At 72.3% G+C, this 18625-nt stretch carries 19 protein-coding genes; 7 read left to right on the top strand and 12 right to left on the bottom strand.

Going from position 1 to position 18625, the window contains the following annotated elements; all coding sequences use genetic code 11:
- Positions 1 to 8: 8 nt before the first annotated feature.
- The 12 genes from ACIQIB_RS33250 to ACIQIB_RS33195 all read right to left on the bottom strand — a co-directional run bounded on the left by ACIQIB_RS33250 (position 9) and on the right by ACIQIB_RS33195 (position 11824).
- Positions 9 to 581, bottom strand: a complete 573-nt coding sequence (locus ACIQIB_RS33250; RefSeq protein ID WP_400762570.1) for a class I SAM-dependent methyltransferase — start codon at positions 579 to 581, stop codon at positions 9 to 11.
- Positions 578 to 1873: an MFS transporter gene (locus ACIQIB_RS33245; protein WP_400762568.1), complete on the bottom strand. Its 1296-nt coding sequence runs from the start codon at positions 1871 to 1873 to the stop codon at positions 578 to 580. Before ACIQIB_RS33245 ends, ACIQIB_RS33250 begins: the two co-directional genes overlap by 4 nt.
- Complete coding sequence (locus ACIQIB_RS33240; protein WP_400762566.1) at positions 1870 to 2343, bottom strand: NUDIX domain-containing protein; 474 nt, start codon at positions 2341 to 2343, stop codon at positions 1870 to 1872. The genes ACIQIB_RS33245 and ACIQIB_RS33240 overlap by 4 nt, the downstream gene beginning before the upstream one ends.
- On the bottom strand, positions 2340 to 3224 hold the full coding sequence (locus ACIQIB_RS33235) for a phosphotransferase (RefSeq protein WP_400762565.1): 885 nt from the start codon (positions 3222 to 3224) through the stop codon (positions 2340 to 2342). Before ACIQIB_RS33235 ends, ACIQIB_RS33240 begins: the two co-directional genes overlap by 4 nt.
- 205 nt (positions 3225 to 3429) lie before the next feature.
- On the bottom strand, positions 3430 to 5370 hold the full coding sequence (locus ACIQIB_RS33230; RefSeq protein ID WP_400762563.1) for an ATP-binding cassette domain-containing protein: 1941 nt from the start codon (positions 5368 to 5370) through the stop codon (positions 3430 to 3432).
- 467 nt (positions 5371 to 5837) lie between these two features.
- Positions 5838 to 6830, bottom strand: a complete 993-nt coding sequence (locus ACIQIB_RS33225; protein ID WP_400762561.1) for an NUDIX domain-containing protein — start codon at positions 6828 to 6830, stop codon at positions 5838 to 5840.
- Positions 6831 to 6838: 8 nt separating this feature from the next.
- The gene (locus tag ACIQIB_RS33220) at positions 6839 to 7408 is read right to left on the bottom strand and encodes an NUDIX domain-containing protein (RefSeq protein WP_400762559.1); all 570 of its coding nucleotides are present in this window, start codon (positions 7406 to 7408) and stop codon (positions 6839 to 6841) included.
- The gene (locus ACIQIB_RS33215; RefSeq protein ID WP_400762625.1) at positions 7405 to 7980 is read right to left on the bottom strand and encodes an NUDIX domain-containing protein; all 576 of its coding nucleotides are present in this window, start codon (positions 7978 to 7980) and stop codon (positions 7405 to 7407) included. The genes ACIQIB_RS33220 and ACIQIB_RS33215 overlap by 4 nt, the downstream gene beginning before the upstream one ends.
- Positions 7981 to 8162: 182 nt before the next feature.
- Positions 8163 to 8747 (bottom strand): NUDIX domain-containing protein, encoded by a 585-nt coding sequence (locus ACIQIB_RS33210; protein WP_400762557.1) that lies wholly within the window; start codon positions 8745 to 8747, stop codon positions 8163 to 8165.
- Positions 8748 to 8855: 108 nt separating this feature from the next.
- The gene (locus tag ACIQIB_RS33205; protein ID WP_400762555.1) at positions 8856 to 9956 is read right to left on the bottom strand and encodes a DNA alkylation repair protein; all 1101 of its coding nucleotides are present in this window, start codon (positions 9954 to 9956) and stop codon (positions 8856 to 8858) included.
- Between the two features lie 42 nt (positions 9957 to 9998).
- Entirely contained in the window at positions 9999 to 10916 is a 918-nt protein-coding gene (locus tag ACIQIB_RS33200) for a TauD/TfdA dioxygenase family protein (protein WP_400762553.1), read from the bottom strand.
- 14 nt (positions 10917 to 10930) lie between these two features.
- Positions 10931 to 11824 carry an amino acid--tRNA ligase-related protein gene (locus tag ACIQIB_RS33195; protein ID WP_400762551.1) on the bottom strand — a complete coding sequence of 298 codons (894 nt, stop codon included), beginning with the start codon at positions 11822 to 11824 and terminating at the stop codon, positions 10931 to 10933.
- A 431-nt stretch (positions 11825 to 12255) separates the two neighbouring features.
- On the opposite strand from ACIQIB_RS33195, the gene ACIQIB_RS33190 reads away from it, so the two are divergent.
- The 7 genes from ACIQIB_RS33190 to ACIQIB_RS33160 all read left to right on the top strand — a co-directional run bounded on the left by ACIQIB_RS33190 (position 12256) and on the right by ACIQIB_RS33160 (position 18497).
- The gene (locus tag ACIQIB_RS33190; protein WP_400762550.1) at positions 12256 to 12387 is read left to right on the top strand and encodes a hypothetical protein; all 132 of its coding nucleotides are present in this window, start codon (positions 12256 to 12258) and stop codon (positions 12385 to 12387) included.
- Between the two features lie 110 nt (positions 12388 to 12497).
- The gene (locus ACIQIB_RS33185; protein ID WP_400762548.1) at positions 12498 to 13574 is read left to right on the top strand and encodes a fatty acid desaturase family protein; all 1077 of its coding nucleotides are present in this window, start codon (positions 12498 to 12500) and stop codon (positions 13572 to 13574) included.
- A 106-nt stretch (positions 13575 to 13680) separates the two neighbouring features.
- Positions 13681 to 14820, top strand: a complete 1140-nt coding sequence (locus tag ACIQIB_RS33180) for an inosamine-phosphate amidinotransferase 1 (protein WP_400762546.1) — start codon at positions 13681 to 13683, stop codon at positions 14818 to 14820.
- A 70-nt stretch (positions 14821 to 14890) separates the two neighbouring features.
- The gene (locus ACIQIB_RS33175) at positions 14891 to 16171 is read left to right on the top strand and encodes a hypothetical protein (RefSeq protein ID WP_400762544.1); all 1281 of its coding nucleotides are present in this window, start codon (positions 14891 to 14893) and stop codon (positions 16169 to 16171) included.
- Complete coding sequence (locus ACIQIB_RS33170; protein WP_400762542.1) at positions 16168 to 17031, top strand: DUF3865 domain-containing protein; 864 nt, start codon at positions 16168 to 16170, stop codon at positions 17029 to 17031. Before ACIQIB_RS33175 ends, ACIQIB_RS33170 begins: the two co-directional genes overlap by 4 nt.
- Positions 17031 to 17501, top strand: coding sequence for a GFA family protein (locus ACIQIB_RS33165; RefSeq protein ID WP_400762540.1), 471 nt, complete (start codon positions 17031 to 17033; stop codon positions 17499 to 17501). The genes ACIQIB_RS33170 and ACIQIB_RS33165 overlap by 1 nt, the downstream gene beginning before the upstream one ends.
- A gap of 123 nt (positions 17502 to 17624) precedes the next feature.
- A complete protein-coding gene (locus ACIQIB_RS33160; RefSeq protein ID WP_400762538.1) occupies positions 17625 to 18497 on the top strand; it encodes a dimethylarginine dimethylaminohydrolase family protein in 873 nt (290 codons plus the stop codon).
- The last annotated feature ends 128 nt before the right edge of the window (positions 18498 to 18625 follow it).

The raw sequence follows: 18625 nt of genomic DNA, 5'->3' as shown, positions 1-18625 counted from the left end.
GGATGGGTTCAGGGGCGCAGGGCGTAGCAGCGGAGCACGTCGAGGTCGGCCGTCCGGACGGTGGACCAGGCCGAGGTGAGGCTTTCGGTCTCGGCGGGGTTGATCCCGAGGCTGTGAAGGGGGTCGGCATTCTCGCGGCGGCCGGTGATCTCGGTGACAACCCAGAACGTCCCCCCGGGCGCGAGGAGTTGGCGGACACGGTTGAGGAAGGCTCTTTTGTCGTCCATCCACCGGTAGACGAGTCGGCAGGTGATGACCGCGTACGCGGGCTCCGGCAGTGCCGAGAGGTCGCCGGTGGCGATGTCGGCGCACCGCCATGCGGGCCCGGGGCCTGAGTTGTGGCCGGCGGCGAGTGCGATGGCGCTGGGGGAGATGTCGATGCCGGTGGTGCGGTAGCCGAGCTCGTGGTGGAGGTGCCGGGCCAAGGCGCCATCGCCGCAGCCGACGTCAAGGGCGGGGCGTCCGCGGCCGGGGCCGAGATGCTCGTCCATCAGCCGTATTTCGGGGACGTCGAGCTGCCGGTACCGGCGGCCCCCGGCCCACAGCGGTTCCCAGTACGCGGCGGTCGCTGTCGTCGTCATGAGGCTCCTTCACGGGCGGGCGGAACGGCGGCGCGCGTGGGCGGGGCGGGCATGTCCCGCAGAGCGCGGACAGGGGAGAAGAGCAGGAGGGCCACGGGGACGACCTGGAGGGCCGCACCGACGACGAGGGTGCCGCGTACCCCGAGGAGGAGGACCAGGGCGCCGGCGGTAGCGGCGGCGAGGGGTCGGGCGCCGGCGGTCATTGTGGTGCTCGCGGCCTGCATGCGGCCCTGGAAGCGGGGTTCGCACAAGATCTGCCGGAGGGACCTCTGGCTCGTGCCGGAGGCTGTGGCCCAGAACAGCTGACCGGTCAGCGTCCCGGCGAGCGCGATCTGCCAGCGGATGCCGGGCCCGGCAAGCAGGAGGGGAACCTGGGCCAGTGGGCTGACCGCGAACCCGATGATGATCGTCGGCCCGATCCCGATCCGGGAGGCGATCCGCGGGGCGAGGAGTGCCCCGGCAAGGCTGCCGGCGCCACCGACCCCCATGATCACGCCGAACGCGGTCGGGGACACGCGCAGGTCGGCGAGCAGGTAGTACGCCCAGTACGTATTCATGATCGCCAGGCCGAAGCTGAGCGTGGAGAGCGCCACGATCACCGTTCGGATCGTGTGCTGCCCGGCCACGTAGCGCAGGCCCTCCCCGATTTCCCGCGCGAGGCTTCGCCGGTCTACGGGCAGCGGAGCTCGCGGCTCGGGGGTGCGGATGCGCCAAACGAGGAGGGCGGAGACGAGGTAGGAGAGGACGTCGGCGAGGAGCGAGCGGGCGGCGCCGATGGCGCCGACCAGCGCGGCGCCTGCATTGCTGCCCGCGCTGTCGGCCACCGACGAGGCCGCACCGAGCCTCGAGTTCGCGTGCTGCAGCTGGTCAGGCTCGACGAGCATGGGCAGGTAGCTGATGGCGGCCGCATCGTGCACGATCTTGGTGATGCCGAGGACGACGGCGACCGCGTACAGCTGGCCGATGCCGAGCACCCCGGCGAAGGCTGCGGCCGGGATGGTCGCGAGGCCCGCAGCGGCGGTGAGGTCCGCGGCGATCATCTGGGGGCGCTTGGCGTAGCGGTCCGAGAGCGCGCCGGCCGGGAGCGCCACGACGGCGTTCGGCAGTTGGCTGAGGAAGGCGAGCGCGGCGATCTGGGTGGTGGAGGCGTGGAGTTCCAGTACGGCCAGGGTGGGGAGGGCGACGGTGCTGACCGCGGATCCGGACAGGCTCGCGCACTCGCTGGCGACCAAGCGGCGCAGATCCGGGAAGGTGACCGTCGCGGCCTTGGCCGTCTGGGTGGAGGTCGTCACCCGGCCTCACCGCCCAGCAGTTCCGGGGCGATCACGTTGGCATAGAGCCGGCCGGTGGCGAAGTGGGTGAGGACCGCGTGGGTGAAGGGGTGGCAGTCGGCCGGCGGTGCGGCGGGGTCGACCCACACCAGCTCGGTGTGCGTGCCCGGCTCGCGGTTGTACGGGGTGCCCTCCCACTCCCGCACCGTGAAGGCGGCGCCGATCACCCGCTCACCGTCCGCCGCGTGGAAGTGGAGCAGCTGGCAGAACCGCAGGCGGTCCGGACTGATGTGGATGCCGACTTCCTCGGCGAGCTCGCGCACCGCTCCCTCGTCGAGGAAGTCGCCGTTCTCAAGGCGTCCTCCGACGACCGTGAGCATTCCGGGGGAGTGCCACGACGTCGCCTGGTGCCGGACGGTCAGGATCCGGCCGTCGGCGGGACGCTGGAGCAGGACCATGACGTTCCCGATACTCCGGTGTACGGCGCTCACGGCCGGTCCTCCCTGATGAGCCGGTCCAGAGTCCGCCGGCCCCGGGCAGTGACCTCGGCGTCGCCGTTGTCCGGGCCCCAGGCCAGGCAGTTGACCGCGTCCAGCGCGGTCAGGCAGCGCAGCGCGTGCCGCTCGGCGTCGGACAGCTCCCGCCCGTAGGACAGGAGGAACGCCTTCTCACGGTCCGGATGGTCAGCCCACTGGGTGGTGGCGAGGATGACGAGGTCCTGGACGCGGGCGGCCGGCCGGGACCGCTCGAAGTCGACAAGGGCGAGTCCCTGCTCGGACCACAGCCAGTTCCTCGGCTGATTGTCGCCGTGGACGTAGCCGACGGGCACCGGGCTGACGCGGCGAAGCCGGTCAGCATAGTCCCGGATCAGCTGCTGCTCGTCCTGGTTGAGCCGGTTCCCAGCGCGAGCCAGATACTTCTCCGCTCCGTCAGCGGCGGCGGACAACGAGGCTTCGGCCTCCCCCCGGTCGCCGGGGTCGAGCGGTCCGGCCTCGTGGAGCCGGGCGCAGAGCGCCCCGGCTTGCTGGTGCACGGTCCGCCACCCGGCGGCGTCCAAGCCGAGTTCCTTCGCCGGGGCACCGGGAACCGCAGTGAGCAGTAGGGCCAGGTCCTGGGCACGGCTGTCGATGAGGTGGGGTGCCCGGGTGTGTCCGAGTGCGGGGACAATGTGGCGGTAGGCCCGGCTTTCACGGGTGAAGAACTTCACCGAGGGCGAGACCTTCAGGTAGTGGTGCACCCCGCGTTCGCCCTTCAGATCCCACACCCGGGAGCGGTCCCAGTCGTGCGAGGCGTCGCGGACGGACACGACGGGGCCGATCCGTTGTTCCGCCCAACGCTTCAGGGCCGCGGGCAGCGGCTTCGTCTGGCTCATCCGGCACACCTCGCGCCCGGGCGCGGGACGGCGGAGCGCCAGGGCACACCGCCATCAGGTTCGGTGAGATCGGGGAACACGGTTCCTCCCGGGGGTGTCGGTCGCGTTGGTCGTCGGGGTGCCGGATCGGCCGGCCAGGTTGGCGGATCGACGGACCCCGGCCGTTGCCGGACGGCCGGGGTCGGCTCAGGACTGCGGGCGGGGATCAGGTGGGGCCGGGCGCGCCGCCGGTGCGCTGCTCCAGTTCCCACAGGGTCCGGAAGAGCCCGGGTTCGCGGGTGAGCTGCGCGTACGTGCCTTCCTGGACGAGACGGCCCTGGTCGAGGACGACGATCCGGTCGGCCACGGCGACGTTGGCGAGCCGGTGTGTGATCAGAAGGATGGCCCGGTCCTTGGCCAGGTCCCGCAGGCCGGTGAAGACGTGGTGCTCCGCCCGGGCGTCGAGCGCGGCCGTGGGCTCATCCATCACCAGCAGCTCGGCCTTCCGGTGAAATGCCCTGGTCAGGATGACGCGTTGCCACTGCCCGCCGGACAGCTGGTGGCCGCCGAACCATTCGCTGGTCAGGAGGGTGTCGAGGCCGGAACGGAGGGCGGGCAGCATGTCCGCGGCTCCGGACGCCTCGCAGGCCGCCATGAGCGCGGCGTCGCTGGTGTCGCCCTGTCCGAGGGTGACGTTGTCGCGCAGCGTCAGCGGCAGGTAGGTGAACCGCTGCGGTGCCACCGCCACGTGCTTCCACGCCTCCCACGGCTCCAGCCGCGCGGTGGTCTTGTGGTCCCAGGCCACTTCCCCGGAGGTCGGCAGCAGCAGCCCGCAGATCAGCCGGGACAGCGTTGTCTTACCCGACCCGTTCTCCCCGACCAGCGCCACGATCTCCCCGCGCCGTACCGTCAGCGACACCCCGGCCAGGCTGTCCTTGTCCGCGCCGTCGTACCGGTAGGTGACGTCGCGGACCTCGAATCGTTCCGGCGGCGCCGGCAGTACCTCGGAGCCACGCGAGGCCACCATCGCCTGCCCGTGCGCGTTATCGATGAAGTTCTGCCAGTCCTGCACGTACCAGCCGGTGCGCACCAGCCGGGCTCCGCCGTTGATGATGCCGCGTACGGAGCCGGTCGCCGTCTGCAGGGCGAAGACCGCACCGCCGCCAGCCGCCAGGTCCATCCGGCCGGAGACCAGCAGCCACAGCAGGGTCGCCCAGACTGCCGCCGAGGCGACTCCGCCGGCCGCCGCACCGGCCAGGCCCATCCAGGCCCCCGTGTTCGCGGCCTCGCGCTCGGAGACGTTGACGGAGGCGGCCAGGCGCCGGTAGCGGCCCAGGAGGAACGGGCCGGCCAGGCAGGCCCGCATCTCCTCGCTGGACTCCATGTAGGACATGTGCCAGCGGAGCTTGTGCAGCATCCGCCGGCGCCCCGACGTCTCCAGGCCCGCGAGGTACACCACTCGGGCCGCGCGCACGTACGCGGCGGCCTGCGGCAGGCACGCCAGGAGAAGAAGAGGCAAGAGAATCGGGTGGATCACGGTGAGGACCGTGGCGCCGGCGGCGAGGGTCGCCGTGGCGGCCAGCACGTCCTGGGCTTCCTCCACGAGGTCGGGGGTGACCTGGGCGCCGCGGTCGGCGATGTCGTACTGGTCGTTGTATCCCGGCTTGTTGTTCGCCGCGGCCTCGGCGCCGAGAGCCGCTTCGACCATGCTGACTTCTGCGGCCCGGGCGAGCACCGGCCGCAGCCGACCGGTCAGCCAGGTCACCGTGACTCCCAGCAGGGCCCGCAGCCCCGCAGCCGCCGCGATGACGGCCAGCTGCGGAGCCGCCTCCCGCAGTCGCTCGGTGATATCGCCGGAGGAGATCAGCGCGGTGAGGGTCCCGGTGACAGCGAACAGGCCCAGCGCGGCCAGCACGCCAGTGCCGAGTTGGCACGCGAGCAGCCCGGCCGTCGCGCCCCGGTCCACCTGCCACGCCATGCGCAGCGACCGGCGCACCAGCACGGGCAGGCGCCGCGCCATCGTGGTCGTCGTCATCTGCGCGCCGGCTTGGAGCCGGGACTCGTCCCGGTACTGGAACTCCTCCTCCTGCGCCGCGCCCCCGCTGTCCGGTGGAGTCCCCTCCGCTTCGTCCGTGCTCGGCTGTGCGGCTGTGCTGCCCGAGGTCAAGTCGATCCCCCTGTCGGTCGTCACGGCTGGTTCGCGAGGCTCAACGACACAGCCGGGATATCGAACACACGTTTTTCGGTCGGTCCTGAAGTCCCGGGATAGAGCGTTCGGGGAACCGTGGAAGCTGCACCGACTCAGCTCGCGCAACGGCACTGCCACAAGAGGCGGTTGGCCGAATCGCCGAGGTTCCCAAGCGCCGCACGGCAGCGGGGCGCGTTGGTGCGTATGGGGCCCGGCGGACTTGTAGAGTGCGGGACTTCCGGTACGTCACGACCCTTGTGGAGCTGACTGAGCACGTGCTTCGTGGCCGCCTTCGAGCGGCCCTCTCGGCGGGACTCCTCCGCGGGCCGAGCGGCGAGCGATGACTTGTGGCGATCACTGGTTCCGATGCCGGGCGCTGTGCTGCCGGATCGGGCAGGCGGCTGTGGTGGCCGGCCACGCTCACGCTCCGCCGGGGGAGCGTGAGCTCACGCTGCCTCCGGTCTGCTTCGCTCGATCACCTCGACGGTGCCGGCCTCCAGAGCCAGAAGCGCCGCGGCCACCCGTTCCGCCAGCAGTGGAGGCAGCGAATTCTGGGCGTCCTTCGGCTCCAGCCACTGAGCCGCGCGGATCTCCCCGTCAACGAAGCACAGTTCCCGTGCCTGAGCGGGCGTCAGCGGCTCGACATCGTAGATGTGGCAGGTCAGAGCCCTCCCGTACTTGGATAGGGCAGCGGAGTTGCTGTCCACGACCAGCAGCCGGCCGATTGGCACCCGCAGACCGAGCTCCTCCGCCAGCTCACGGCCGGCGGCCTGCGCCGGGGTCTCGTGCGCCTCGACCATCCCGCCCGGCAGTTCGAGGTGCGCCTTGTAACTCGGCTCCAGGACCAGGACCCGACCGGCGGTGTCCCGCACGAGCACGGTGGCCGCCATCATCGGCGCCGGCAGCAGCAGGTAGTGGTCACGCCGCGCCACCGGGACAGGGCGGCCGTCGCGCAGCACCGCGGTGTGGGATCCGCGCTCCGCGGCCAGCGTCGCCGCCAGGCGGGCGGCCACCGGCTCGGCCAGCAGAGCGAGCGCCTCCTGGTCGCCGACGAACCGGGCCTCTCGGATCTCGCTGCTCTGCAGCACCAGGTCGGCCACCTCGATGGCCTTCCCGGGGTGGGCCGCATAGAGGAAGCAGACGATCGTGCGTCCCCAGCGGCGGGCGGACACCGTGTCCACCGCCAGCAGGCGGCCGACCTCGGCGTGCAGCCCCAGTTCCTCCCGCAGCTCCCGCACGAGTGCCTCGGCCGGCTCCTCGTCGTCCAGCATGCCGCCGGGCAGGTCCCAGCCCGGCTTGTACACCGGATCGACGATCAGGACCTGGCCCTGGGCGTTGCGGATCAGTGCGTCCGCGCACGCGGCGGGGGCAGCGTGCGCGGCCAGGTAACGCACTAGGTCGGGATCCTGCTCGGCGCCGGCCATGTCGGTGTCGGTCACCAGTCTCCTCAGCTCGGGCGGTCAGCGGACGGCGTGGCCTGGATGTCTGCGCGCTGCGCGGTCAGCAGGACCGCCGCGAGGGTGCCGGCCTCGACGATCCGGCCCGCGGTGCACATCGCCACCGCCTTCTCCAGGGGGAACCAGTGCAGTTCCATGTCGGCCTCGCTCGGGTCCCGGTGGTGTTCTCCGACGCTCAGGCCCCGGGCGAGGTAGAGGTGTTCGCGGGTACGCGCGCCAGCGGGCATCCGCCACATTGTCGTCAGCAGCTCGATCTCGGCGGCGTGGATTCCGGCCTCCTCGGCCAGCTCTCGGCGCGCGGCCGCCAGCGGGTCCTCGCCGGGCTCGCACCCGCCACCGGGGCACATCAGCAGCCGCTGGCCGCAGGCGTAGACGGCCTCCTCCACCAGGGCGATCCGGCCCCGGTCGTTGAGGGCCACGACGCGCACCCCGTCGACGGACTCGGTGTACTCGTACGTCCCCAGGCTCTGGTCGGCGCGTCGGACCGAGTCGCGGCGCACCACCACCCGCAGTCCCGTGTATTGGACGGTCGAGGCGACCGTGCTCCAGCCGCCGATCATGCCGGGCCCTCCTGCTGGCGCTGCTGCGTCGGCAGGAGGAGGCCCAGGGCCGCTCGGTGGGCGAGGTGGGCGCTGAGCCGCTCCGGGTTGTCCTCGGCACCGGCGGGGGCGCCGTCCAGCCAGGTCATCAGCTGCAGCGCGAGGAGTCGGCTGTCCTCGGATACGGTCGGGTCGGTAGTGAGGCGGCTGTGGGTGAACCAGGTGAGCTGGTGGTCGGCCTGCTGCTCGGCGGCCGCGGACACGGTGTCCACGAGGGCCAGGTAGATGTGGTCGACGTGGGTGTGCAGGGTGCTGGTGTGTCCGTCAGGACTCGCCCCGCCCTCGCAGATCCACCACGGAGCCGGAACGGGACGGTGGGGGAAGTCAGCTGGGACGGGTACCGTGGGGCCGGGGATCAGGCGGGCCCTGTGGCCGGTCTCTTCAAAGACTTCGCGGACAGCGGCGTCGTGTACTCCCTCCCCGACCTCGCCGTGACCGCCGGCCGGCATGTGGCTGTCCAACCGGTCGTGCCAGATCAAACCCACGCTCCATTGGCCCGCGTCGCGGCGCAGGAGGAACGTGCTCGCGGTCACCTCCCGCACTGAGCGCGCCGGCGTGGCCGTCTGCTGATCGGTCACTGCATCACCTCGTTCTCTCGGACGTTGAGCGCCTGCTGGGGCACTCCGGCTACTCGTCGTCGCGGGGACCGCGAAGGCACCGACCGCGGTCCGCCGATCTCGCTGCGCAGGGTCCCGCTGCCGGGTGCCTTCGCGGGTCAGTCGGCCGTCACCGCGGCCAGGAACTTGCGTGTGAACCGGTGCATGTTCGGGTCGAGTTGATGGATGGGCTCTTCGAGAAGCCGCCGCCAGGGCAGCCACTCGACGGCCGTGTACTCGCCGGGGTCGAACCAGCTGACGTCTTGCCGGTGAGCGCGTAGAACGAACCAGCACGACACGTCGGTGTGACTGCGAGGACCCACTGTCGACGTGCGGGTGAGGAAGAACGGGCTCCGGCCGAGGAAGGGAACAGCCGGGAGCCGAAGTTCTTCCGCCGCCTCACGTTCGACCGTCTGCCAGAGTGCTTCTCCGGGCTCCGCGTGCCCACCGGCCGGAAGGCGCAGGCCGCTCTTGACGTGGTGGCCCAGCAGGAGCTCTTCGCGGTCAGGGTCGGCGACGACGAAGTAGGCGACCAGGTGCGGGTCGGGCGCGTCGTAGGCGGTTCGGTCCAGAGGTGCCCCGCTGGAGATCCATGCCGCGGTCTCCGCCAGGTGCTGGGCCTCCACCGAGTCCCAGGGGCTGATGGCGGCAAGGTCTTGGAGCAGCCGCCGACGGCGGTCGTGGTCGGGTTGAGCGGGGAACACTGCGGGCTGCTCCTCGGGATCGGCCGGTCGAACGGACGGCGGTGTGGCGCTGCGATCGGTGCGCGGGGTCTGCCGGCGCCAGGGCTGCGTGCGGTGGGGCCGTCCTGGTCAGGCCGGGCTGTTGGTGATGCGGAGCAGCGCCGGAGGGTGGCGGCGGCCGTTGACCTGGAGTGAGAGGTGGTAGCTGCCCGGTGCGAGGGCGGCGGTGCCGGTGGACGTCAGGAGGTGGGTCTTGGCCAGGCGCAGTGGTGCGCCTGCTTTGACGGTGGCCCGGGTGAGGTGAGCGACTTTCTCTCGGGCCTGGGTGTCGGGGTCGGTGCGGGTCAGCACGTACATGACGTGCACTGGGGTGTCAGTAGGGGCGGTGAGGTCGGCTTCGAAGGCGAGGTCGTCACCGAGCCGGTAGTGGGTGTGGGTCAGGCGGAGGGGGCTGACGCTGACGGCCGCTTGCGGGTCGTAGCCGAGGATCGTGTAGGCGGGTGGCCAGCCGTCCTTGAGGCGGGCCTTGAGCGCCTCGCGGGTCATGAAGGCGAGCTCGGTGTTCGTGGCGCGTCCTTCGGTGCGCCACCTGGCCAGGGTGGCCAGGACGAGGTCGGGTTGGGTGCGGGCGATGTCGCGCAGATGGTTGGCGACCGACGTGGTCACGAAGCGGCTGCTGTCGGCGTGCAGCGCGTCGAGCAGCGGCAGGGCGGTGTCGACGGGCAGGCCGGTGCCGACGGACCAGGGCAGGTGGGGGCGCAGGGCCTCGCTGGCCAGGCGCCGCACCCGGCGGTCGGCGGCGGTGGCCCACGTCGCGGCGGCCGTCAGCGTCTGCTCGGGGTAGGTGGTGAGGAAGGCGCGGACGGCGTCCTCGGCGGAGAAGTACGGGGTGATCGCGGCGAGCGCGTCGAATGCCTGGTCGAGCCGCTCGGCGTGGAGGTGGTGGGCGGCGACGTAGGCGGAGTGGGGGGCGTAGATGTAGAGGCCGAATTCGGTTTCCGCGCCGGCGGCCTCCGGTGTGGCTGGCAGGGAGCGCAGCAAGGTGTCGAGGGCGGCCGGGCCGGTGACGGGAAGGTGCTGGTGCAGGCCCTCGGCGGTGCGGACGATGCGGGCCTTGAGCTCCAGGCTGGGCAGATCGGCGGTGACCTGGGCGGTGAACGAGACGGCGTCGAAGCCGGGGCAGGCGGCCTGCATCTCGCGCCCGATCCGGGCGATCCGATCCGGGTTCAAGGCCCGTTCCTTCATGGGCACTTGGGAACTCATTCGGCCACCCTACTGGCGGTTCGATCGGGAGGCGGGCAGCTCGGCGGGGATTCCCCCGTCGGAGGGACCGGGGCGGCGTGTCGGCTGGCGGACGGCGGCGCGCACCAGCAGACGCGGGTGGCGTGAGCTGTCGCAGGGGGAGGCGGTGTGCAGGACGGCGAGGTTGTCCCACACGACCAGGTCGCCCTGGTTCCAGCGGTGGGTGTAGAGGTAGTCGGGGCCGGTGGCGTGGGTGAGGAGGTCGGCCAGCAGTGCCTGGCCCTCGGGGTCGGGCAGTTGCTCGATGCGGGGGATGACCATGGAGCCGAGCAGGAGGGCACGGGCGCCGGTGACGGGGTGGACAGGGGCGAGCGGGTGGGTGACCTCGGGCAGTCGGGCGAGGGTGCCGGCCTTGGTCGAGGAGCGGCCGTCGGCGCTGCCGGCCTGCTGGGCGGCGAGGTGCTGGACGGAGTGGACGGCGCTCAGGCCGTCGACCCGGGCCCGGAGACGGGCGGGCAGGTCCGCGTAGGCGCGGGTGGTGTCGGCGAAGCGGGTCTCGCCACCCTGGCCGGGGGTGATGACCGAGTAGAGCAGAGTGGCGGCGGCCAGCTGCGGCTTGAAGCTGTTGTCGGCGTGCCACTCCTCCTCCTCGTCGCCGTCGTAGATGCCGATCGGGGCGCCGTCCTGGTGGATGTTGGAGACGACGGTGAGGCCGGGGAAGCCGGGGACGGTGTAGCGGCGGTCGGTGGCGGTGTCGACGACGCCGAACAGGGCGGCGGCGGCATGCAGGTCGGCGTGGTTGAGGTGCTGGCCGGGCAGGACCAGCACCCGGTGCCGGTGCAGTGCGGCGGTGAGGGCGCCCGCCGCGGCGGGGCCACCGGTGCGGGCGAGGTCGGTCTCGACACGGGCACCGAAGCCGCCGGCCAGCGGGGTGATCTCAAGGTCCATCGGGGCCTCCGGGGTCAGAACTGGGGGGACTGGAGAAACGGCGTGATGTCGCGGAGCCCGGTGGAGACGGCGCACAACCGCTCGATCCCGATGCCGAGGCCGGCGGTGTCCGCGGGCACGGCCCCGGCCGCGACGGCGTCCAGGGCGAGCTGCTGCTCGTCGTCGTAGAGGCCGACGGCCTTGGCCCGCTCGGTGAAGGCCGCGCGGTCCGTCTCGTCGGTGTAGCCGTGGACGAGCTCGATGCCGTCGACGATCAGCTCGAACCGCTCCAGGACGGCGGTGGTCCCGGGGGCCAGCCGGGCACACGGCTCATCGCCGCCGGTGGGGTAGTCGGTCAGGAACACGGCGCGGCCCGTGGTGCCGGCCTCGAGTTCGAGGGCGATGTAGCGGCCGAGGATGTCACGGAAGGGCTCGGCCGCGTCGGCGCCGATCCGGGCGGCCATGCGCGGGTGCAGGTCGCCGAGGGGCTCGGTGCGCAGGTCGATGCCGAACTGGTCGTGGACGTGGTCGGCGACAGAGAGCTGCTCGGGGGCGTAGTGGGGCAGGTGCGGGCCGACCAGGCGCCAGGCGAGGTCGATCAGGTCGGCGAAGCCGAGGTGCGCGGTGTACAGGTCGAGCATCGTGAACTCGGCGGCGTGGAGGGCGTCGGGGGGCTCGGGCCGGAAGCAGGGGCCGATCTCGTACACCCGTGGGAGGCTGGCGCTGACGTTGACGCGCAGCGCCGGGCCGATCATCGCGCGCAGGTGCCGGCCTTCGTGGAGGCCGGCGGGTACGCGGCGGCCGAGGCCGAGGTCGGCACGGCGGGCGACGGGGGTGACCAGCTCGGTGAAGCCCTCGTCGTGGAGGACGGCTCGCAGGCCGTGCAGCACGTGGGCCTTGGTGCGGATGGAGTCGGACGGCGCGGACATGCGCATTCCCCTCAACTCGACTGCCTGGAATGGGCGTTGATGCGACGGAGTGTCTCCGGGGCGTACTGCTCTCCCGGGGTGCCTCAACGTAGCCGCCGCCACGGAGGGTGCAGAAGACCGCGCGCAGCCGCCGGGCGGTCCGCCGCCGGGCAGACGGCCGCGAATCCGGCAAGCCGTCAGAGCGTTTTCCCAGTTCAACCGCGAGATGGACGCAACGGGTGCGCAACGCCCCGGCGCATCTGACGCAACGGCACGACCCGTTGCCGCCGACCGTGGAGCGGCCCTAGCGTGATGGCACGGCCACTCGGCGCAACGGTCACCGGCGCCTTCGGCGCAGCGCCCGGCCGGCTCTTCGAGCCGTGCTCATCTGGCTCGACCATCCGATTCACCACACGCGGCCGCGGCATGCCCGCGGTCCGAGAGGAGAACCCATGGACCAGGACCTGAAGCTCGGCATGCGCCCGGGCGACGTGAAGCTCGGCATGCGCCCGGGCGCGTCCGCCGTGAAGCTCGGCGCCCGCCCGGGCGTCAAGCTCGGCATGCGTCCCGGTGCTGCCGCCTGACCCCGATCGTCCTGATCGGCTGACGTGCTGCTGACGGTGGGCGGGGCGCCCCGCCCACCGTCAGCGGTTCACGGAACTCCAACAGTCCAGTGATGTCCGGAGGAGAGCAGATGGGCAGGCCCAGCCGGTGGTCAGCACGCCGGCGCGAGAACACCCGGAGCCGCAGCCGGCACTCGACCGGCGCGTCCGGTCCGGTCCGGCAGGCGCTGGGGCCCGAGCTGATCGGCGAACTCGAGGGCCTGTGCGGCGCTCCGAGCGTCGGGCTGCGGGATGTCGCCTGCGATGTCGGTGCGATCGTCGTGGCCGCGCTGGCCGGCTCCCTGGTGGGGCACGTCGTCGGCCCACTGCTGGCGATGCTGTACATCGGGGTGCGCCAGCGCCACCTGTCGAACCTGGCGCACGAGTGCGTCCACGCGAAGCTGCTGGCCACCGCGTGCGGAAACCGCCTGGTCGGGTACCTGCTCACGGGGATGCTCGGCGAGGGACTGCGGCCCTACCGGGCCACCCACGGGGTGCACCACGCACAGCTGGGCAGCGACGCCGACCCGATGTTCCAGTCCTACCGGGCCGGGCGTCTGCACACGGTCCGGACGCCGATGAGCCGGAGCGCCTTCGCGCTGCGGGTGATCGCCAGGGCCGGGCTGTGGCGGCTGCCGACGTCGGCGCTGCGCACGCTGGTGACCCGCGGTCCGCGGGAGAGCCGGTGGGCGCTCGTCGCCCGCGCGGTGCTGTGGGCCGGTGTCGCCGCCGCGTGCCGGTCCTTCGGCGTCCTCGGTGACCTGCTGCTGTACTGGCTGGTCCCGCTGGTGCTGGTGCGGCCGCAGGTCACCTGGATCACCGACCTGGGCAACCACGCCGGGCTGATCGAGAACGGCGACGTGCTGCTGCAGACCCGCGGCTGGTCCTCGCACTGGCTCACCCGGCACCTGCTCGGCGGCCACCTCGACGACATGTACCACCCGGTGCACCACTGGTGCCCCAGGATCCCGTGGCGGCGCCTGCCCGAGGCCCAGGCCCTCCTGGCCGAGCGCCTGGAGCGCTGGAACGAGGTGCCGTGGTGCTCCGGCTACTTCTTCCGCCGCCGCTCCACCCCCGACGTGCCCTGCGTGATCGAGGACGTCATCGCCCGCCTCACCGCCGATCCTGACCCCCGCCAGGCCGCGGCCGCCGAACACGCCGCAGCCTGACCGACCGTCCCCCGTCCACAACCGGCCCGCCGCAGTGCAGCCCGGGCGGCACCCTCTGCCCGCCGGGGCCATGCCGGCACCCGCCGCCGAGGAGGCGGCCCATCCCATGACCCAACCCCACCCCCAGCTCGGCCCGCCCACTCGCGGCGCGCACAGCTTCGACGACTTCACCAGGCTGCGCGAGGTCGTCGTCGGCCGCGCCGACCACTACACCGAGCATGACGCCGACAGTAGCTGGAGGCTGTTCTACTACGAGAACGTGGCCCCCCACCTGCCCGACGGACAGCGGCAGCTGACGATCCCCCAGCGCATCGTCGACGAGCTGATCGAGGACGTCACCGGCTTCGCAGAGGCCCTGTCCGGCTGCGGGGTGCGCGTGCTGCGCCCCTCCACCCCCGGCAAGGACGTCCAGATCGCTTCCCCGTGGTGGAGCAGCGGCGCGACGCCGCCGCTGAACGTGCGCGACAACGCGGTCATCCTCGGGACGACGATCGTGGAGACCGCCCCGCACATCCGCGGCAGGGTCTTCGAGAACGACCACCTCAAGGCGCACTTCAACCGCTACTTCGGCGAGGGGTCGAACTGGCTGTCCATGCCGCGGCCCGCGCTCGCCGCCCACTCCCTCGACACCGCCTATTTCGACCGGCACGGCATCGACGTCACCGCGGCGATGACCGGCGAGGACGCCCAGAGCATCGACGGCCTGGGCCTGGAGATGATCTTCGACGGCGCCCAGTGCATCCGCCTGGGCCGCGACGTGCTGGTCAACGTCTCCAACCACAACCACGAGCTCGCCTACCGGTGGCTGGAGCGCAACTTCCCCGACCTGCGCTGGCACCGGCTGCCGGGGATCGCCGACAACCACGTCGACTCCATCGTGGTCCCGCTGCGCCCGGGCCTGATGCTGCTGCGCTCCCCGGAGTACCTCGGCCTCCTGCCGGAGGCGATGCGCGGCTGGGAGGCAATCTACCCGCCGGCGAGCACCGTGCCCGAGCCCGACTACGACGCCTTCGGGTTCGTGGTCCCGACCGCGTCCCGCTACATCGACATCAACGTGCTGTCGATCGACGAGACCACGGTCGTCGTCAACTCGCTCTACCCGGAGCTGATCGAGGTACTGGAGCAGCGCCGCTTCACCGTCGTTCCGGTCCAGCACCGCCACCGGCGCCTGTTCGGCGGCGGGCACCACTGCTTCACCCTCGACACCGTCCGCGACGGCGGCCCCGAGGACTACCTCTCGGCCTGAACCGCCGCCCCGCGTCCACGCCCCCGCCCGGCCGCACCGCGCGGCCCGCACCCGAAGGAGTTCCCCGGCTATGAGCAGCACCGGACAGTGGCCCCCGCCGAGCGAGTTCTGGACCAGCACCCTGCCGGAGAAGACCGCCGGCATGACCCGGCCGTACCTGTTCAAGAACGTCGTCCCCGCCTCGGCCGCGAACGCGGCCGCCGTGCTGGAGGGCTTCGCCGCGATCCGCCGCGCCAGCCGGGCCGGGGTGGAGATCACCGCGAACGCCCGGGTCTACGTGGGCGAGGAGCACCGCCCGGACCTGGTGGACGCGGTGCTGGCTGCCGACGCCTGGCCGCAGGCCGGCTTCGTCGCGTGGATGCAGGAGCAGGTCGGCGCCGAGCGGTTCAGCCTGGTCCTCAACACCTTGGAGAGCGTCAGCGAGCCGCTGGCCGCGGGCCTGGGCGAGTTCGTCGGCGCGCTGATCGAGGGCTGGGGCGTTCCGGCCGGCGGCGCCGAGCTGGTCGCGTTCGTCGGTAACTACAGCGGGACGGCGTTCGGCGTCCACGAGGGCTACGAGAACGCGTTCCTCACCCACTACGGCCCCGGCACCAAGGACTTCTACTGCTGGTCGGCCGAGGAGTACCGCAAGCTCACCGGCAGCTCCGACCCGCTGTACGGGGACTACACGTGGCTCCTGGAGCCCGGCGAGCACTTCGCCCTGGAGCCCGGTGACGCGTTGTTCCTGCCCGAGCGCGTCTTCCACGTCGGCCGCCAGAGCGAGTTCTCCGTCTCCGTCGCCATCCCCCTGTACACCTTCCCCGACGCCGCCGTCGCCCGGGCCTGGATCGCGCCGGATCTGGTGGACACCCTCCTGGCCAGCGAGCCCGACACCGCCGCCGGCCGGCCGTCCCCGATGCAGCCGCTGGCCGCCGGCCCCGACGCGCTCGCCCGCTGCCTGGGCGAGGCGACCGCCGCCGCGTTCACCGCGGCCGCCGATCAGGCGCCGGCCGCCGCCGCCCAGCACGCCCACCAGCGCTGGTACACCGTCCTCAGCAACGGCGGCTGGCAGCAGACCGAGCGCGACCTCGCCCGTGACGAGGTCGCCGCCGCGTTCGCCTCCGCCGCCCTCGCGCCCGGCACGAACGTCGCCGTCCGCGCCCCCTACCGGCTGATCGTCACCGGCCAGCAGGCGTTCCTGCGCGGCTGCGAGGCGCCTGCCGACCCCGCCGTCCTCACCCCCGACCTGGTCGAGCGCCTCAACAACGGCCCCACCCCCCTGCCCGACGACCAGCAGGTGATCGCCGCGATCCGCACGCTCGGCGCCACCGGCGGCCTGACCCTCACCACCACGCCCGAGGAGACCACGTGACCACCACCGCCACCGCACCCACGCTCGAGGACCTGCGCGGCACCAGCCTGGTCGAGATGTACCTGCAGGCGAACCCGGAGACCCGCGGCTACATCCACGCCACCCTCCAGGGCAACCGCACCAGCGGCGACGACCTCGTCGACAAGCACCTCAAGCCCATGATCGAGGCGATCTACCGGCAGATCCGCACCCTGGTCGACCCCGCCACCCTCACTGTGGCGCAGGCCCGCATGTACATCGCCGAGCTCAGCGTGTTCGCCCGGCACAACGCCCAGTTCCTGCGCCTGGCCGCCGCCCAGGTCTACGGCTCCTGCCCAGCCCTTGGGCACGAGTTCGACCGCAACTTCCTGGAGGAGGGAGGCGAGCCCGGCAAAGTCCCCGCCCACTACATCCTCTACACCCGCGCGCTGCTCACCGACCTCGGCCTGCTCGTCAACGGCCACGTCCCCGCCCCGGAGACAGGCCTGCTGGTCCTTCAGCACCAGGTTCTCGTCAACTCCCACATGACCGGCCTCATCGCCGGCGGCTACTACGCCACCGAGGGTGTCGCCGTCGCCGAGACCGAGATCCTTCGGGCCATCACCGACCGGTACGGCGAGCTGACCATCCGGGCCAGCGGCCCGGCGCTGACGAGCCTGGACTACTACTACCGGCTCCACCTCGACGAGGACCACGAGGCCGCGCAGGTCGGAGGCATGAGCGTGGAGGAGGCCCACGTCGAGGGCCTGGCCCGGTTCATCCGTCAGAGTGACCTGTTCGGCCTCGACCTGCCGCAGGCCCTGGAGGGTTTTCTGCAGATCTTCAACGCGATGGCACACTGGTGGACCCAACTGGCCTACCGCGCTGAGGAATTGAACTAGTGTCCGAGACTGTCGCCGCCGCCATCGCCGCGGCCGCCGCTGCCACCGGCCCCCGCCCCGGCCCCGAGGTCCGCAGCGGCGGCTGCCTGTGCGGGGAGATCCGTTTCACCGTCACCGGCCCGGTGGACGACCCGCACGTCTGCAACTGCGGGCACTGCGCCAAGCGAGCGGGCGCGCCGTTCCAGTGGTGGATCGGCTTCTCGATGGCCGGGCTGGAGTGGAGCGGCGAGGGCGGCGAGCCGACCTGGTACGACACCTACCCCGGCAAAACCGCCCGCGGATTCTGCGGGACGTGCGGCACCCACATCGCCGCCCGCGACTACGGCGACGACACGATCATCGGCATCCTCGCCACCGCCCTCGACCACTACGGCACCGACCCGGACCTGGTCCCCACCAACATCAACCGGGTCGCCGAGGCCGCGCCGTGGCTCGCCCAGTGCGACACCCCGCCCCCCGCGGCCGGCTGAGTTCCCGGACCCTGCGGGGCGGGCGCACCTGACAGCGCCCGCCCCGCAGGCCCGCCGATGGGCCGTGCCGGGAGCACCTCCACCCCGCACACCACCACGCCCCGACCGGCCCCAGGAGGACCCGTGCGCCCCGCCGTCCATGTCGCCACCGAGTACGGAACCCTCGCCCGCGTGGCCATGCGCCACGCCGGCGACTTCACCCGCCCCCTGGACGGCCCCGACGTCCACCCGGTCCTCGCCCGCCAACAGGCCACCAGCACCTGGGCCGCCTACGAGCCGGCCCTCGTCCGTGCCCAGCAGGACCAGCTGATCGGGCTGCTCCGCGACCGCGGCACCGACGTGGTCCTGCTCCCCGACGCGCCGGGCTGTTCCGTCCAGCACTACCCCCGCGACATCGCTTTCGTCGTCGACCACGTCCTGTTCCGGTCCCGCCTGAACTCCGGGCACCGCCGGGCCGAAGCCGACGCCCTCGCCGACCCCGCCCTCGGAACGCAGCCGGTCGGGCTCGCGCGCGGCACGATCGAGGGCGGCGACGTTCTGCTCCCCGACACCGCCACCGTCCTCGTCGGCCTGAGCGAGGAGACCAGCCCCGACGGCGCCAACGCCCTCCAGGACGCCCTCACCCGGCACGGAATCGACCGCGAGGTTGTCCCCGTGCCCTTCGCGCTCAAGGGGATCGTCCACCTCGACGACCACCTCGCCGTCGTCGCACCCGGCACCGCCCTCATCCACCGCGACGTATTCACCGCCGACCAGAACCGCTGGTTCGACACCCGCTTCGACCACCTCGTCCCCGTCACCGACGCCGAGGCCCTCGCCGTCCAGGTCAACGTCCTGGCCATCGCCCCCACGACGGTCGTCGTCGCCGCGGGCAGCGACCGCATCGCCGCCACCCTGACCGCCCTCGGACTCGAGGTCCTGGCCGTCGACTACTCCGAGGTCACCCGCATCCCCGGCTCCCTGCGCTGCACCACCCTGCCCCTGCTGCGCACCTGAAGCCCGCTTCACCCAGCCGCCCGAGCCCGCCGGCCACCTGCCGCCGGGCCGGACTCCCACGCCCGCATGCCCGCTGCTCCCGCGAAGCGTCGGCACGGCGACCGACGCCCCGAGCACACCGAACCCGA

The sequence above is a fragment of the Kitasatospora sp. NPDC092286 genome, from assembly GCF_044755565.1.
Classification (GTDB): domain Bacteria; phylum Actinomycetota; class Actinomycetes; order Streptomycetales; family Streptomycetaceae; genus Kitasatospora.
Note: the sequence above shows the minus strand (reverse complement) of the source record. Positions and strands in the feature narration are given on the sequence as shown.